Annotated in this window: 16 protein-coding genes; 9 read left to right on the top strand and 7 right to left on the bottom strand. The window is 73.5% G+C overall.

Annotated elements, in window-relative coordinates; all coding sequences use genetic code 11:
• Positions 1 to 3: 3 nt before the first annotated feature.
• On the top strand, positions 4 to 384 hold the full coding sequence (locus tag O7613_RS21575; RefSeq protein WP_282289750.1) for a hypothetical protein: 381 nt from the start codon (positions 4 to 6) through the stop codon (positions 382 to 384).
• A 154-nt stretch (positions 385 to 538) separates the two neighbouring features.
• A complete protein-coding gene (locus O7613_RS30815) occupies positions 539 to 784 on the top strand; it encodes a ferritin family protein (RefSeq protein WP_348651308.1) in 246 nt (81 codons plus the stop codon).
• A gap of 9 nt (positions 785 to 793) precedes the next feature.
• Here the strand turns inward: O7613_RS30815 and O7613_RS21565 are convergent, their stop codons facing one another.
• The 5 genes from O7613_RS21565 to O7613_RS21545 are packed head-to-tail and all read right to left on the bottom strand — an operon-like array spanning position 794 to position 8,347.
• Positions 794 to 1,882, bottom strand: a complete 1,089-nt coding sequence (locus O7613_RS21565; protein WP_281586644.1) for a uroporphyrinogen-III synthase — start codon at positions 1,880 to 1,882, stop codon at positions 794 to 796.
• Positions 1,883 to 2,230 carry a nitrite reductase small subunit NirD gene (gene nirD / locus O7613_RS21560; protein WP_281586645.1) on the bottom strand — a complete coding sequence of 116 codons (348 nt, stop codon included), beginning with the start codon at positions 2,228 to 2,230 and terminating at the stop codon, positions 1,883 to 1,885. It lies immediately after the preceding gene.
• Complete coding sequence (nirB, locus tag O7613_RS21555) at positions 2,227 to 4,758, bottom strand: nitrite reductase large subunit NirB (protein WP_282289749.1); 2,532 nt, start codon at positions 4,756 to 4,758, stop codon at positions 2,227 to 2,229. Before nirB ends, nirD begins: the two co-directional genes overlap by 4 nt.
• On the bottom strand, positions 4,758 to 6,242 hold the full coding sequence (locus O7613_RS21550; RefSeq protein ID WP_282289748.1) for an FAD-dependent oxidoreductase: 1,485 nt from the start codon (positions 6,240 to 6,242) through the stop codon (positions 4,758 to 4,760). Before O7613_RS21550 ends, nirB begins: the two co-directional genes overlap by 1 nt.
• Positions 6,239 to 8,347 carry a molybdopterin oxidoreductase family protein gene (locus O7613_RS21545; protein WP_282289747.1) on the bottom strand — a complete coding sequence of 703 codons (2,109 nt, stop codon included), beginning with the start codon at positions 8,345 to 8,347 and terminating at the stop codon, positions 6,239 to 6,241. The genes O7613_RS21550 and O7613_RS21545 overlap by 4 nt, the downstream gene beginning before the upstream one ends.
• 146 nt (positions 8,348 to 8,493) lie before the next feature.
• Between O7613_RS21545 and O7613_RS21540 the strand changes: the two genes are divergently transcribed.
• Positions 8,494 to 9,204, top strand: a complete 711-nt coding sequence (locus tag O7613_RS21540) for a class I SAM-dependent methyltransferase (RefSeq protein WP_282289746.1) — start codon at positions 8,494 to 8,496, stop codon at positions 9,202 to 9,204.
• Between the two features lie 8 nt (positions 9,205 to 9,212).
• Here O7613_RS21540 and O7613_RS21535 read toward each other — a convergent pair whose 3' ends face one another.
• Both O7613_RS21535 and O7613_RS21530 read right to left on the bottom strand, forming a co-directional pair.
• A complete protein-coding gene (locus tag O7613_RS21535) occupies positions 9,213 to 9,812 on the bottom strand; it encodes a PIN domain-containing protein (RefSeq protein ID WP_282289745.1) in 600 nt (199 codons plus the stop codon).
• Positions 9,813 to 9,852: 40 nt separating this feature from the next.
• Complete coding sequence (locus tag O7613_RS21530; protein WP_281586651.1) at positions 9,853 to 10,317, bottom strand: helix-turn-helix domain-containing protein; 465 nt, start codon at positions 10,315 to 10,317, stop codon at positions 9,853 to 9,855.
• Between the two features lie 201 nt (positions 10,318 to 10,518).
• Between O7613_RS21530 and O7613_RS21525 the strand changes: the two genes are divergently transcribed.
• The 6 genes from O7613_RS21525 to glmM all read left to right on the top strand — a co-directional run bounded on the left by O7613_RS21525 (position 10,519) and on the right by glmM (position 15,157).
• Positions 10,519 to 10,779 (top strand): DUF6364 family protein, encoded by a 261-nt coding sequence (locus tag O7613_RS21525; RefSeq protein ID WP_282289744.1) that lies wholly within the window; start codon positions 10,519 to 10,521, stop codon positions 10,777 to 10,779.
• Positions 10,769 to 11,062, top strand: coding sequence for a type II toxin-antitoxin system PemK/MazF family toxin (locus tag O7613_RS21520; protein WP_282289743.1), 294 nt, complete (start codon positions 10,769 to 10,771; stop codon positions 11,060 to 11,062). The genes O7613_RS21525 and O7613_RS21520 overlap by 11 nt, the downstream gene beginning before the upstream one ends.
• A gap of 123 nt (positions 11,063 to 11,185) precedes the next feature.
• On the top strand, positions 11,186 to 12,559 hold the full coding sequence (locus O7613_RS21515; RefSeq protein ID WP_282289742.1) for a nitrate/nitrite transporter: 1,374 nt from the start codon (positions 11,186 to 11,188) through the stop codon (positions 12,557 to 12,559).
• A gap of 197 nt (positions 12,560 to 12,756) precedes the next feature.
• A complete protein-coding gene (gene rplM / locus O7613_RS21510; protein WP_281586654.1) occupies positions 12,757 to 13,200 on the top strand; it encodes a 50S ribosomal protein L13 in 444 nt (147 codons plus the stop codon).
• A 20-nt stretch (positions 13,201 to 13,220) separates the two neighbouring features.
• On the top strand, positions 13,221 to 13,685 hold the full coding sequence (gene rpsI / locus O7613_RS21505; RefSeq protein WP_281586655.1) for a 30S ribosomal protein S9: 465 nt from the start codon (positions 13,221 to 13,223) through the stop codon (positions 13,683 to 13,685).
• A gap of 116 nt (positions 13,686 to 13,801) precedes the next feature.
• Positions 13,802 to 15,157 (top strand): phosphoglucosamine mutase, encoded by a 1,356-nt coding sequence (gene glmM / locus O7613_RS21500; protein ID WP_282289741.1) that lies wholly within the window; start codon positions 13,802 to 13,804, stop codon positions 15,155 to 15,157.
• Positions 15,158 to 15,187 lie beyond the last annotated feature (30 nt).

Genomic DNA, 15,187 nt, shown 5'->3' with positions numbered 1-15,187 from the left:
CCGATGCGGACAGTTCGAGGCATCACCGCGCTGTTTGCCGGTGCCGCGCTGGGCGCGGGGCTGGTGGCGGCGCCCGCCCAGGCGGCGGTGACGAACGACACGACCCGGGCCAACACGCTCACGGCGATGCATGGGGAGGCATTCGCCAACGCCAGCTACCTGGCCTACGGGGCGGAAGCGGGCCGCAATGGCCACGACGACATCGCCGCGCTCTACGCCGCCACCGCCGACACCGAGCTGAACGAGCACTTCACCGAGGAAGCCGTACTCATCGACTTCGTCGGCACGGACGTGGCAAACCTGCGCACGTCGATCGCGGGCGAGTGGCACGAGGCCACCGTCGTCTACCCGGGGTACGCCCGGCAGGCCCGCCGGGACCGCTGACCTGGAGGCGACGCTGCACGGCGAGGCGTTCGCGAACGCCTCGTACACCCTTTACGCCCGGCACGCCCGTGACGGCGGCCGGCCGCGGCTGGCCCAGCTCTGGGAGAACACCGCCGGCCAGGAACTCGGTGAGCACTTCTCCGAGACGGCCACCTTGGCCGGGCTGGTACGCAGCGACGCGGAGAACCTCCGCAAGTCGATCGACGGCGAGGTCTACGAGGCGACCACGATGTATCCGTCCTTCTCCCGGCAGGCCGCGTCGGTGGGCGAGGACGAGGCGGCGGACCTGTTCGCCGAGATCGCCCACGACGAGGCCCGCCACGCCTCGGCGTTCCTGCTCGCCCTGGTCGACCTGGAACTCGGCGGCACGGGCGGGGAGCAGCAAGGCCGGCGGAGCTGAGCCGGGCGTTCAGTCCACCCGCAGGCGGTAGCCGCGCTTCACCACGGTCTGCACCACCCGGGGAGCCTTCAGCCCCACCCGCAGCCGGGCGACCGCCATCTCGACCGCGTGCTCGTCCGCACCGCGCGGCAGCGTCCGCAGCAACGCGGTGCGGGAGAGCACCTTTCCCGGGGACGCCGCCAACGCCCGCAGCACGGCCATCGGGGCCGGCGCCAACTGGCGCAGCTCCCCGTCCACCACCGCGGCGTGGCCGCGCAGCGTGAGCAGATGCCCGGCGGCCTTCACCGAGACCGTCCGCCGGGGCAGCTCCTCGACGATCGTCCGGACCAGCGCGCCGAGCCGGGCCCGGCTCGGCGCGCTCACCGGCACCCCCCGCCGCACCAGCGGCTCGGCGGTGACCGTGCCCACGCACCCGGCCAGCACGTCGCCGCGCAGCGCCTGAAGCACCGTCTCGGTCCGGTCCCCGGCCGCCCGCAGCAGCGCCTCGGCCGCCGGGGCGGAGGTGAACGTGACCGCGTCGACAAGCCGCCCGGCGACCAGGTCGATGAGCCGGTGCAGCGGCGCCGGGTCGGCCGGTGGCGCCCACCGGTAGACCGGCACCTCGATCACCGTGGCCCCGGCCGCGACAAGCGCCTCGGTGCACTCTGGCTGCCGGTCGCCGTGCAGTTGGAGCGCCACCACCTGACCGGCGATGCCGCGCCGGACCAGGTGCTCGACCACCTCCTCACAGCTCTCCGAGCTGGGGGACCAGTGCTCACGCAGGCCGGCGGCGCGGATCGCCCCGGTCGCCTTCGGCCCCCGCGACACCACGTAGGCGCGGGCGATCGTGGCGCGCAGCGGCTCGGCCAGGCCCCAGCCCTCGGCCGCCTCCAGCCAGCCCCGCATCCCGATGCCGGTGTTGGCCATCAGCACGTCCGGCGGGTGCTCCAGGCAGGCCCGGGTCGCCTCGCGCAGGTCGCTGTCGTCGGCCAGCGGCACGATCCGCAGCGCCGGGGCGAGCACCACCCGGGCGCCACGTCGCTGGAACAGGGCGGCCAGTTCGTCGCGCCGCCGGTCCGCGGTGACCCCGATGGTGAAGCCCGCCAGTTCGTCCCGCATTCACTCCTCCTGCCGCAGCCGCACCTCGACCAGGCCGTCCCGGCAGCGCACCCGGTGCCGCCGCAGCGTCACCCCGGGAAGGTCCAGGCAGCGGCCGGTGGTGAGGTCGTAGACCTGTTTGTGCAGGGGGGAGGCGAGCGTCGGCACGCCGCCCCGGCTGCCCACCAGTCCCCGCGACATCACGTACGCGCCGCCGACCGGGTCCAGGTTGTCCACCGCGAACAGCCCGGCGGCCGTCCGGAAGAGCGCGACCTGTACCCCGTCCACGAGGGCGGCGGCGCCCCGGTCGAGGTCCAGCCGGTCCAGGGGGCAGACCGGCGTCCAGCGCAGCGTCACGGTCGGGCTCATCGCCGTACCTCCGGCAGGCCCAGCGTGACCGGCTGCCGGCGGTGCCCGGAGCCCGGTGGCCCCCCGCGGGCCGGCACCGGCTGGCCCCGTTCCACGGCGAAGGTGATGGACGGGTCCGGCACGTCCGGTGCGTTGACGAAGGAGGTGAAGCGGCGCAGCCGCTCCGGGTCCTCAAGCACGTCCCGCCACTCGTCGGAGTAGGCGGCGACGTGCCGGGCCATGGCCGCGTCGAGGTCGGCGCAGAGCCCGAGCGAGTCCTCCACGATCACCGACCGGAGGTGGTCGAGGCCGCCGTCCATGGCCTCGATCCAGGCGGCCGTGCGCTGCAACCGGTCGGCGGTGCGGACGTAGTACATCAGGAACCTGTCGATCACCGTGATCAGCGCCTCGGTCGACAGGTCCGTGGCGAACAGGTCGGCGTGCCGTGGCCGGAAACCGCCGTTGCCGCCGACGTACAGGTTCCATCCGGTCTCGGTGGCGATGACGCCGAAGTCCTTGCCGCGGGCCTCGGCGCACTCCCGGGCGCAGCCGGAGACCGCGGACTTCAGCTTGTGCGGCGCGCGCAGGCCGCGATAGCGCAACTCCAGCGTGACCGCCAGCCCGACCGCGTCCTGCACCCCGTATCGGCACCAGGTGTCGCCGACGCAGGACTTCACCGTGCGCAGCGCCTTGCCGTAGGCGTGACCCGACTCGAAACCGGCGTCGACGAGCCGACGCCAGATCTGCGGCAACTGGTCCACCCGCGCGCCGAACAGGTCGATCCGCTGCCCGCCGGTGATCTTGGTGTAGAGCCGGAAGTCCCGGGCCACCTCACCGATCGCGATCAGCTTCTCCGGGGTGATCTCCCCGCCCGGAATCCGCGGCACCACCGAGTAACTGCCGTCGCGTTGCAGGTTCGCCAGGAAGTGGTCGTTGGTGTCCTGGAGCGACGCCGCCTCGCCGTCGAGCACGTGGCCGCTGCCGAGGGAGGCGAGGATCGACGCCACCACCGGCTTGCAGATGTCGCAACCCCGCCCGCGCCCGTGCTCGGCGACCAGCCGGGAGAAGGTGCGGATGCCCCGGACCCGGATCAGGTCGAACAGCTCCTGCCGGCTGAGGTCGAAGTGCTCGCACAGCGCGGTGGACTGCCGCACCCCGGCGGCGTCCAGCAACTGCTTCAGCATCGGCACGCAGGACCCGCAACTCGTGCCGGCCCGGGTGCACGCCTTCAACGCCGGCACGTCTGTCGCCCCGCCGGCGATCGCCGCGTCCAGGTCCGCCCGGGTCACCGCGTTGCAGGAACAGACCTGGGCGGCGGCGGGCAGCGCGCCGGCCCCGGCGCCCGGGCCGCCGGCCGGGGCGAGCAGCGCCAGCGGGGGAGCGGGCAACGGCCCGCCGACGCTCGCCCGCAACGTCGGGTACGCGCTCGCGTCGCCGACAAGCACGCCACCGAGCAGCGTCCGCGCGTCGTCGGAGAGGACCAGCTTCGCGTACGACCGGGTGGCCGGATCGGTGTACGTCACGTCGAGGCAGCCGGCGGTGACGCCGTGCGCGTCACCGAACGAGGCCACGTCCACGCCGAGCAGCTTGAGCTTCGTCGCGGTGTCCGCGCCGGGGAACGTGGCCGTCCCACCGAGCAGCCGGTCGGCGACCACCTCGGCGGTCGCGTACCCCGGCGCGACCAGGCCGTGACACGTGCCGTCCACCGCCGCGCACTCGCCGACCGCCCAGACCCGCTCGTCCGCGCTGCGGCAGGCCGCGTCCACGAGCACCCCGCCGCGCGGACCCAGCGGCAGCCCGGCCGCCCGGGCCAGCTCGTCCCGGGGCCGGATCCCGGCCGCCACCACGACCAGCTCCGCGTCGACCGTGCGACCGTCGGCGAGGTCGAGCGACGCCACCGTGCCGTCCGGTCCGGGCCGCAGCGCCGTGGTGGCCACCCCGAGGTACGGCGTGACGCCCAACTCCTCCACGTACCGGCGCAGCATCGCCCCGCCCGCGTCGTCCACCTGCACCGGCATCAGCCGGGGCGCGAACTCCACCACGCTCGTCGCGAGCCCGAGCAGGCGCAGCGCGTTGGCCGCCTCCAGGCCGAGCAGCCCGCCGCCGATCACCGCGCCGGTCCGCCGGCCCCGGGCGTGCGCCCGGATCGCGGCCAGGTCGTCCAGGGTCCGGTAGACGAAGACGCCCGGCAGGCCGGTGCCGTCGACCGGTGGGACGAACGGGTACGACCCGGTGGCCAGCACCAGCGCGTCGTACCGGTGCTCCCCGGTCGCCGTGGTCACCACCCGCCGCGCCCGGTCGATGCCGGTGGCCGGCTCGCCCAGCCGCAGCTCCACCCCGTCGTCGGGGGTGTGCAGGCTCAGCTCCTCCGCGCTCACCCCGTCGAAGACGGCCGAGAGCCGCACCCGGTCGTACGCCGGGCGTCGCTCCTCGGCGAGCACCGTGACCCGCCACCGCCCGTCCCGGTCGCGGGCGCGCAGCGCCTCGACGAACCGTTGCCCGACCATCCCGTTGCCGACGACGACGACCCTGCTGACCGACTCGTTCATCACGCCACCTCCACCGCTTCGCGCTCCGTCCTCGCGCCTCGTTCGCCCGCGTCCGCGGGTGGGTCCGCCTCGGCCAGCCAGCCGGCGATGCCGGCCACCGCGTCCCGGCAACCGCCGCATCCGGTGCCGGCCCGGGTCGTCGTGGACAGCGCCGCCGCGGACCGGGCGCCGGCCCGCCAGCACGCCACGAGCGCGCCCTTGGTCACGTCGTTGCACCGGCACACGGTGGCCGCGTCGGGCATCAGCGCCGGGGAGGCGGCCGGCTCGGCCACCGCGCCGACCGCCCGGCCGAGCAGCAGCGAACGCCTGTCGGCCGGCACCGGCGCGCCCCGGTCGAACAGCTGCACGACGGTGCCGACGGCCGGGTTGTCGCCGAGCAGGATCGCGCCGGTCAGCCGCTCGTCGCGGATCCGCAGCCGGGCGTAGGTGCCCCGGGCCGGGTCGGCGAACGTCAACTCCTCCACCGCGCCGTTCCCGGCCGGGGCGCCGGCCATGTCGCCCATCGCGGCCAGGTCGATGCCGGCGGCCTTGAGCCGGGTCACCACCGGCCGGGGCCGGTAGTGGACCAGCGGTCCGGCGCCGGTCAGCACGTCCGCCACCACCCGCGCCTGGGCCCAGGCCGGCGCGACCAGCCCGGTCAGCGCCCCGCCGTGCTGGGCGCAGTCGCCGATCGCCGAGATCCGCCGGTCGCTGGTCCGCATCCGGTCGTCCACCACCACGCCCCGGTCGACGGTGAGCCCGGCCGCCCGGGCCAGCGCGGTGTCGGGGCGTACGCCGCAGCAGAGGACCAGCAGGTCGGCCGCGAGCGGCGCACCGGCGTCCAGGTGCAGCCAGACCCCGTCGCCGTCGGTGGTCACCCCGGTCGCCCGCACGCCGAGCCGGACCCGGACGCCCAGCCCGGTGAGCGTGCCGGCGAGGACCGTGCCGGCGGCCGGGTCGAGCTGCCGGTCCATCAGGTGCCCGACCGGGTGGACCACCGTCACGTCGAGGCCCCGGGCGGCGAGGCCGCGGGCCGCCTCCAGCCCGAGCAGCCCGCCGCCGAGCACCAGGGCGCGGCGCGCGCCCCGGGCGGCGGCGAGGATCCGCCGGCAGTCGGCCAGGGTGCGGAAGGGGATCACCCGGGCGGGCAGCGGGTCGAGCCCGGGCAGCGGCGGCACCACCGCCCGGCTGCCGGTGGCGAGCACCAGGTGGTCGTAGCCGTGCCGGCCGCCGTCGGCGGTGCGTACCTCCCGGGCGTCCCGGTCGATCGCGGTGACCGGCGTGCCGGTCCGCACGTCGACGGCGGGGCCGACGGCCTCGACCAGCTCCACGTCCGGCTCGTCGATCTTCCCGGCCAGCAGCGTGGAGAGCATGATCCGGTTGTACGCCCGGTGCGGCTCCGCCCCGAGCACGGTGATCCGCCGGTCGCCGCCGCGCGCGTGCAGCTCGGCGACGAGCCGGGCGCCGGCCATGCCGTATCCGACGACGAGGGTCCGCCCGGTCATGCCCGCTCCACCCGGACCGCGCAGATCTTGAACTCGGGCATTCCGGAGACCGGGTCGAGGGCGTCGTTGGTGACCGAGTTGGCCCGCGCCGCGCCGGGCCAGTGGAACGGCGCGAAGACGGTGTCCGGCCGGATCGCCGGGCTGAGCCGGGCCGGCGCGCGCAGTTCGCCCCGGCGGGAGACCACCCGCACCGGTGTCCCCTCGGTCACGCCGAGCCGGGCGGCCAGGTCGGGGTGCACCTCGACGAAGCCCTCCGGGGCGGCCCGGCGCAGCGCGGCGACCCGTCGGGTCTGCGCGCCGGACTGGTAGTGCGCCAGCACCCGGCCGGTGGTGAAGTGCAGCGGGTACTCGGCGCAGACCGGCTCGGCGGCCGGGCGGTGGGTCACCGGGTGGAAGCGGGCCCGGCCGTCCGGGGTGGGAAACCGGTCGGCGAAGAGGCGGGGACGGTCCGGGCCGTCGGGGTCCGGGCAGGGCCAGAACACACCGGTGTCGGCGTCGATCCGGTCCCAGGTGATCCCGGCGTAGTCGGCCGGGCCGCCGGCCGAGGCCCGCCGCAGCTCCTCGAACACCTCCCGCGGGTCGGTCGGCAACGGCGCGTCGGCGGTCAGCCGGGCGGCGAGCCCGGCGAGGATCTCCAGGTCGGTCCGGACCCCGGCGGGTGGTACGCGGACCGCGCGCCGGCGCAGCACGCGACCCTCCAGGTTGGTCATCGTGCCGTCCTCCTCGGCCCACTGGGTCACCGGCAGCACCACGTCGGCCAGCTCGGCGGTCTCCGAGCGGAGGAAGTCGGCGACCACGAGCAGGTCCAGGTCGCGCAACCGGGACTCGATCCGGGCCGCCCGGGGCGCGGAGACGACCGGGTTCGAGCCGAACACCAGCAGCGCCTTCGGCCCGGACGGGGTGCCGAGCGAGTCGAGCAACTGGTAGGCCGGCACTCCGGGCCCGGGCAGCGTCGCCGGGTCTACTCCCCACACCCGGGCCACGTGTTCCCGGGCCGCCGGGTCGTCGATCCGCCGGTAACCGGGGAGCTGGTCGGCCTTCTGCCCGTGTTCCCGGCCGCCCTGCCCGTTGCCCTGCCCGGTCAGGCAGCCGTAGCCGGAGCCGGGGCGGCCGGGCAGGCCCAGGGCGAGCGCCAGGTTGACGAAGGCGGTGACGGTGTCCACGCCCTTGGCGTGCTGCTCGGCGCCCCGGGCGGTGAGGATGATCGCCCGGTCCGCACCGGCGAGCGCGCGGGCGGCGTACTCCAGATCGGCCACCGGCACCCCGGAGAGGCGTTCCACCTCCGCCGGCCAGTAGCCGGCCACGGTACGCCGGACCTCGTCGAACCCGGTGGTCCGCGCCTTGACGTAAGCCCGGTCGAGCCAGCCTTCGGTGAGCGCGATGTGCAGCAGCGCGTTGGCCACCGCCAGGTCGGTGCCGGGCAGCGGTTGCAGGTGCAGGTCGGCCTGGCGGGCGGTGGCGGTGGCCCGGGGGTCGACCACGATCAGCCGGCCGCCGCGTGCCCGTTGGTCGGTGACGTGTCGCATCAGCGGCGGCATGGTCTCGGCCGGGTTCGCGCCCACGAGCATCAGCGTGTCCGCCCTGCCCAGGTCGGCCAGCGGGAACGGCAGCCCCCGGTCGACGCCGAAGGCCCGGTTGCCGGCCGCGGCGGCCGACGACATGCACCAGCGTCCGTTGTAGTCGATGTGCCGGGTGCGCAGCGACACCCGGGCGAACCGGCCCAGCGCGTACGCCTTCTCGTTCGTCAGCCCGCCGCCGCCGAAGACCGCTACCGCGTCCGGCCCGTGTCGGTCGGTGACCGTGCGCAGCGCGGCGGCGATCCGGTCCAGCGCCTCGTCCCAGCCCGTCGGGCGCAGCTCGGCGCCCTTCCGGTCCCGCACCAGCGGCGTGGTGAGCCGTTCCGGGTGGTCGAGCAGCTCGGCGGCGGTCCAGCCCTTCTGGCAGAGCCCGCCGCGGTTGGTGGGGAAGTCCCGCGGGGCGACCTCGACGCCGCCGCCGACCGCGCGCAGCACCATGCCGCACTGCAACGCGCAGTACGGGCAGTGCGTGGCCGCCTCCCGGGGGCGTACCCCGGATTGTGTCGCCACGTGCGCACCGTCTGTCATGTCGGAAAAGCGTGCCGCCGGGGGGTTTCCGGCCCGGGTCCCTTCTGTTTCGGTCCTGTCAAGAGCGCCTCACACCGCACGGGGGTGACGGGTCGGACCGCGAGGTTTAGAATGTGAGAAAATCGTCTCACATAACGGGAGACTCGATGAGCGTGACGGATGCGTTCGACGCCGTGGCCGGCAGCTACGACCAGGCCCGACGCCGACTGGTGCCCTGCTTCGACGCCTTCTACGGCACTGCGGTCGAGGTGGCCGCACCGCCGCTGCGGGCGGCGCTCGCCGCCGGGCGTACCCCCGAGGTGCTGGACCTGGGCGCGGGCACCGGCCTGCTCTCCCTGTTGCTGACCGCCGCCATTCCCGGCGTGCGGCTGACGCTCGTGGACGGCGCGCCCGGCATGCTGGCCGTGGCCACCGGCCACCTGTCCGCGCGCGGCGTGCCGCACCGCACGGTCCACGCCGACCTGGCCGACCCGCTGCCCGCCGGCCGGTACGACGCGGTGGTCTCCGCGCTCGCCATCCACCACCTCGACGACGACGGCAAGCGGGCGCTCTACCGGCGCGCGGCCGAGGCGCTTGCGCCCGGCGGGGTGTTCGTCAACGCCGAGCAGGTGGCCGGGCCGACGCCGGCGCTCGACCGGCGCTACGACGAGGTGTGGACGGCACGGATCACCGAGCTGGGCTCCGACGCCGAGGAGATCGCCGCCTCCCGGGAGCGGATGCGGCACGACCGGCCCGCCACGGTCGCCGACCAGTGCCGCTGGCTGGGCGACGCCGGGCTGGCCGACGTGGACTGCTTCTTCAAGGAGTGGCGCTTCGCCGTCTTCGGCGGCCGTGCGCCGGCCCTGGCTGACCGATGAGCCCGCGGTCAGCGTACGGGTGGCTCGGGCAACTGTTCCTCCAGCCGCCTGGCGAACCTGGGCGCTCCCGCCTTCCGGAGATAAGCGATCAGCTCGACGGCATCCCGATCCGGGGCCACCAGGCTGCGCCGGTAGTAATCGATCTGGCGAGTCGTCACTCGTTGCACCAGGCTCACAGAACGGTCGGCCACCCAGTTGAGAAAGTCGTCGCTCGTGAGCACCGAAAGGCGTTCTCGCACACACTCCGGAGGGAAGGCGCGTTGGTCATCGGTGACCAGGATGTCGACGGCGCCGTGGATCGCCGCGGCAAGTACGTGCCGGTCGTCCGAGTCCGGCGGGCAGGGCACGTCGCTGGGGGAGTAGCCGGTGACCAGGCCGTAGGGAAAAGCCTCGACGAACCTGCGCCGCTGTCCTCCAATGGCCTGCTCGGAATGTTCGGGTCGCTTCCGGCGTAGCCGATACATCCATTCCGCCAGGACATCCTCGCTGTACCGGAGATCGAAAACGGTGCAGTCGCTCTCGAGCGCCAGGAGGCTGATCCAATCGCGAAGCGTCCTGGAGAAGAGCACGTTGGCATCCAGGAACACCAGGGGGGCGCCGGGGATCACAGTGGACACCCTACCCAGCGCCCCCGGTCCCGGCCGGGATCTACTCGTCGTCGTTGAAACCCAGCGCGTCGGATTCCCACATGAGGGCCTCGTACGACTTTCGCCGCTCCTCCATCTGCCGTTGTCGAAAGGCGAGGACATCGGCCAGGAAAACGCGTCGGTGGCTGCCGACCCGGTGGGAGGCGATGGAACCATTCTCCAGGAGGCGGACCAGCGTGGGGCGGGACATGCCGAGCAGTTTCGCCGCCTCGGTTGTCGTCAGCTCGCGGGCGATGGCGCTGACCGCAACACCGTCTCCGCGGGAGAGCGTCGCGGTGATCTGCTCCAGGAGGTCGAACAGTTGGGCCGGGACGTCGACCTCCTCCCCATCCGACATGACGAGGCGAGCGGTCTTCCGTCCCGCAGCGTGGTGCCGCATGAGGAATGCCGCCATGGCGGCCAGCTTCTTGTGCTCAGCCCCTTCGGCGGGCGCGACCGAAGCGGTCCTCGTGGCGCCGAGGCTCATGATGCTTCCCCCTGACCGCTCTGCGTTGCGTGCGCCGGGTGAATGACCCTCGCGCTCCGTGTCCTGACCGTTCGGACCAATCTTCCCCAGCAAGCGCAACATCCGCAAGCGAGTTCGGTTGTTGCGCTTGACTCCTGTCCAATCTCTCTGTTGACGCTGCACGGGATGACTGGAGGTCATACCGATGGTAGTCTGCTTGGCATGACCGCCAAGGTGACACTGTCGTTCTCCGACGAGACAATCGAGGAAGCGCGCCGGTTCGCCGAGCGGGAAGGGCTCTCCCTCTCCGCCTGGATGGACCAGGCCGCCCGGGAGAAGGCGCTGCGCGAGGTGTTCACCGCGCACGCCGCCGCGGTCGGCCGCGCCGGCCTGGACCTGGAGGCCGACGCCCTGGCCGACGACCAGGAGGCCGCCATGGTCGACGACGCCCTGTTCCGCGGTCGGCGCCCGCGTGCTGCGTAGGGGAGAGATCTGGCGCATCTCCGGTGCCCGGGAACGGTTCGGCCTGGTCATCAGCTCCGACGTCTACAACTCCACGGCGGTGCCGATCGTGATCGTGGCGGAGGTGGTCGACGAGTCGCTGCTGCGCGACTCGCCGCTGGCCGTGCGCATGGGTGGCTTCGTGGTGATGCCCGACCGGCTCTCCTCGCCGATGAAGAAGTGGTTCACCGAGTGCGTGGACGTGGCGGACACCGAGACCATGCAGCGGGTCGGACGCGCGTTGCGGATCCTCCAGGAGTTGTGACCGCCTCACCGCCGCCGTCCGGCGGACGTGCGATCTCCGTATCCGCGCCGACCCGCATGGGGCACCTGACGGAAACCGCCGGTTCCTAGCGTCCCCCTCGTCACCGACGAGGAGGAGTCGCCCGTGAGCACGCTCGCTTCAGCCACCGGCCCGGCCCCGGTCGCCGCCGACCGGCCGCAACGGATCACCGAATGGCGTCCGGAGGACCCGGCGTTCTGGGCCGCCGGCGGCGCCCGGATCGCCCGCCGCAACCTGTACGTGTCGATCTTCGCCGAGCACGTCGGCTTCTCCGTGTGGAGCCTCTGGTCGGTGACGGTGCTCTTCCTCGGCCCGGCGTACGGCATCGACCCGGCCGGGAAGTTCCTGCTCACCGCGGTGCCGGCCGCGCTGGGCGCGGTGCTGCGCCTGCCCTACACGCTTGCCGTGGCCCGCTTCGGCGGCCGGAACTGGACCATCGTCAGCGTGTTGCTGCTGCTGGTGCCGGCGGTGCCGATGACGGTGCTGATCGAGCCCGGGGTGTCGTACACCACGCTCATGGTGCTGGCCTGCCTGTCCGGCGTGGGCGGCGGCAACTTCGCCTCCTCGATGGCGAACATCAACCTGTTCTTCCCGGAGCGGCTCAAGGGCCGGGCGCTGGGGCTCAACGCCGGCGGCGGCAATCTCGGCGTACCGGCGGTGCAGCTCGTCGGGCTGGCGGTGCTGGCCACCGCGGGGGCCGCGTACCCCCGGCTCGTGCCGGCCGTCTACCTGCCGCTGATCGTGCTCGCCGCGCTGGCCGCGGCGCGCTGGCTGGACAACGTGCCGGGGGCGCGCAACGAGCCCGGCGCGCTGCGCGAGGCCGCCCGCGACCCGCACACCTGGGTGATGTCGCTGCTCTACGTCGGCACGTTCGGCTCGTTCATCGGCTTCGGCTTCGCCTTCGGTCAGGTGCTCCAACTCCAGTTCCACGACCGGTTCCCCACCCCGGTCGACGCCGCCTGGCTGACCTTTCTCGGGCCGCTCGTCGGCTCGCTGGTCCGGCCGTTCGGGGGCCAGCTCGCCGACCGGCTCGGCGGGGCCCGGGTCACGTTCTGGAACTTCGTCGCGATGGCCGGCGGCGCCGGGCTGGTGCTCCACGCCGCCCGGGAGCACTCCTTCCCGCTCTACCTGGCCGGGTTCCTGGCGCTGTTCGTGTTCTCCGGGATCGGCAACGGCTCGACGTACAAGATGATCCCGGCGATCTTCCGGGCCCGGGCCACCGCGGAGGCCGAGCTGACCGGGGACCGGGAGGCGGCGCAGCGGCGGGCCCGGCGGCTGGCCGGCGCGTTGATCGGCATCGCCGGCGCGGTCGGCGCGTCCGGCGGCGTGCTGGTGAACGTGGCGTTCCGGCAGTCGTTCCTGACCTCCGGCACCGCCGACGCCGCCTACCTGGCCTTCATCGGCTGGTACGCGCTCTGCTTCCTGGTGACCTGGGTGATCTACCTGCGGCCGGGGCCGCGTAGGCTGGCCGGCGTGTGACCTGTGCCATGAGCGCACACCGGGCCGCCCCGTTTTGACCAGCCGCCGGGCGGCCGGGTATCGTTGCCTGCTGTTGTACGACATTCTTAGGCGTGCCGCATCAGGTACGCTTGGTCGTTCGTGCGCGCTGGTTCGACTGGGAAGCCCCGGTTACCTCGGCGCGCGACCCCAGACCGACGACGAGACAAGGTAGACCTGTGCGTACGTACAGCCCGAAGCCGGGTGAGATCGAGCGTCAGTGGCACGTCATCGACGCCTCTGACGTCGTGCTGGGCCGCCTCGCGACCCACGCCGCCACGCTGCTGCGTGGCAAGCACAAGCCGACTTTCGCGCCGCACGTCGACACGGGCGACTTCGTCGTCATCGTGAACGCGGGCAAGGTCGCGCTGACCGGCAACAAGCGTCAGACCAAGGTTGCCTACCGCCACTCCGGCTACCCGGGTGGCCTGAAGCGGGTCGGCTACGACGAGCTGCTCACCAAGCGGCCCGAGCGGGCCGTCGAGCTGGCTGTGAAGGGGATGCTCCCGCACAACAAGCTGGGCCGTCAGATCCTCAAGAAGCTGAAGGTCTACGCCGGTGCCGAGCACCCGCACAGCGCGCAGCAGCCGGCGCCGTTCGAGATCAAGCAGATCGCGCAGTGAGCGCGGGCGAAGGAAGCAGCATGACCGACATCACCGAGACCGAGGTCGCCCCCGAGGCCACCGAGGCGCCGGCGCCCGTCGCGCGCGCGCCCCGCGGTGACCGCCCGATCCAGACCGTGGGCCGTCGCAAGGAAGCCATCGTCCGGGTCCGGATCGTCCCCGGCAGCGGCAAGATCACCTGCAACGGTCGCGAACTCGAGGCCTACTTCCCGAGCAAGGTGCACCAGCAGCTCATCAAGGACCCGCTGGTCACCGCCGAGAAGCCCGAGTCGTTCGACGTGATCGCCAACCTGCGGGGCGGCGGCACCACCGGCCAGGCCGGCGCGCTGCGGCTCGCCATCGCCCGGGCGCTGATCGTCAACGAGCCCGACGACCGCCCGGCCCTGAAGAAGGCCGGCTTCCTGACCCGTGACGCCCGGGTCAAGGAGAGCAAGAAGTACGGCCTCAAGAAGGCCCGTAAGGCTCCCCAGTACTCGAAGCGCTGATCTCCTACAGCGTCTTGTACTTCTGACGGACGGCCGGGTCCGCCTCCCTTCTGCGGGGGCGGCCCGGCCGTTCCGCGTTTCTCTCCTCAACGGCAGTTCCACGGAGGTTGGCGGGTATGGGCCGGTTGTTCGGCACGGACGGCGTACGCGGGCGGGCGAACGCGGATCTCACCCCGGAGTTGGCGCTCGCGGTCGCGGTCGCCGCGGCACACACGCTGGCCGAGACCGACCGGAGCCATCCGCCGCTCGCGGTGGTGGGCCGGGACACCCGGGCCAGCGGCGAGATGCTCGAAGCGGCGGTGGTCGCCGGCCTGACCAGCGCGGGCGCCAACGTGGTCCGGGTCGGCGTGCTGCCCACCCCGGCGGTGGCGTTCCTCACCGCCGAGATCAAGGCCGACCTCGGCGTCATGCTCTCCGCCTCGCACAACCCGATGCCGGACAACGGCATCAAGCTCTTCGCCGCCGGCGGGCACAAACTGCCCGACGAGATCGAGATGCGGATCGAGGCGGCCGTCGAGGCGAACGCCACCACCGCCTGGAAACGCCCGACCGGCGCCGGTGTGGGCCGGGTCAACGACCTGCTCGACGGCGCCGACCACTACGTCCAGCACCTCGTCGGCACCGTGCCGCACCGCCTCGACGGGATCAAGGTCGTGGTCGACTGCGCCAACGGGGCGGCGGCCGACGTCGCCCCGGTGGCCTACCGGGAGGCCGGCGCCGAGGTGATCGCCATCCACGCCGAGCCGGACGGGCTCAACATCAACGACGGGTGCGGCTCCAACCACATCGAGGCGCTGCGCGCCGCGGTGGTCGAGCACGGCGCGCACCTCGGCCTCGCCCACGACGGCGATGCCGACAGGTGCGTCGCGGTCAGCGCCGACGGCACGGAGGTCGACGGCGACCAGGTGATGGCCATCCTCGCCCTGGCCATGCGCGACGCCGGCGAGCTGACCCAGGACACCCTGGTCGCCACCGTGATGAGCAACCTCGGCCTGCGGCTGGCCATGTCCGCGCACGGCATCCGGTTGGTCGAGACCAAGGTCGGCGACAGGTACGTGCTGGAGGAGCTGCGCGCCTCCGGCCTGGCCCTGGGCGGCGAGCAGAGCGGCCACATCGTGCTGCCCGCGTTCGCCACCACGGGCGACGGCGTGCTCACCGGCCTGCACCTGATGGCCCGGATGGCCGCCACCGGCACCTCCCTGGCCGAGTTGGCCGCCGTGGTCACCAAGCTGCCCCAGGTGCTGATCAACGTGCCGGTCGGTGACCGTACCGTCGGCGCCGCCGCGCCGGCCGTGCGCGCCGAGGTCGAGCGGGCCGAGGCCGAACTGGGCGAGACCGGCCGGGTGCTGCTCCGCCCGTCCGGCACCGAGCCGCTGGTGCGGGTCATGGTCGAGGCGGCCACCCAGGCCACCGCGCGCGAGGTCGCCGAGCGCATCGCCGAGCAGGTCCGCTCCGCCAGCCCGGTCGCCTGACCAGTCCGGTCGCCTGACCAGCCCGGTCGC

Origin of the sequence: Micromonospora sp. WMMD975 (assembly GCF_029581215.1) — a bacterium.
Classification (GTDB): domain Bacteria; phylum Actinomycetota; class Actinomycetes; order Mycobacteriales; family Micromonosporaceae; genus Micromonospora.
Note: the sequence above shows the minus strand (reverse complement) of the source record. Positions and strands in the feature narration are given on the sequence as shown.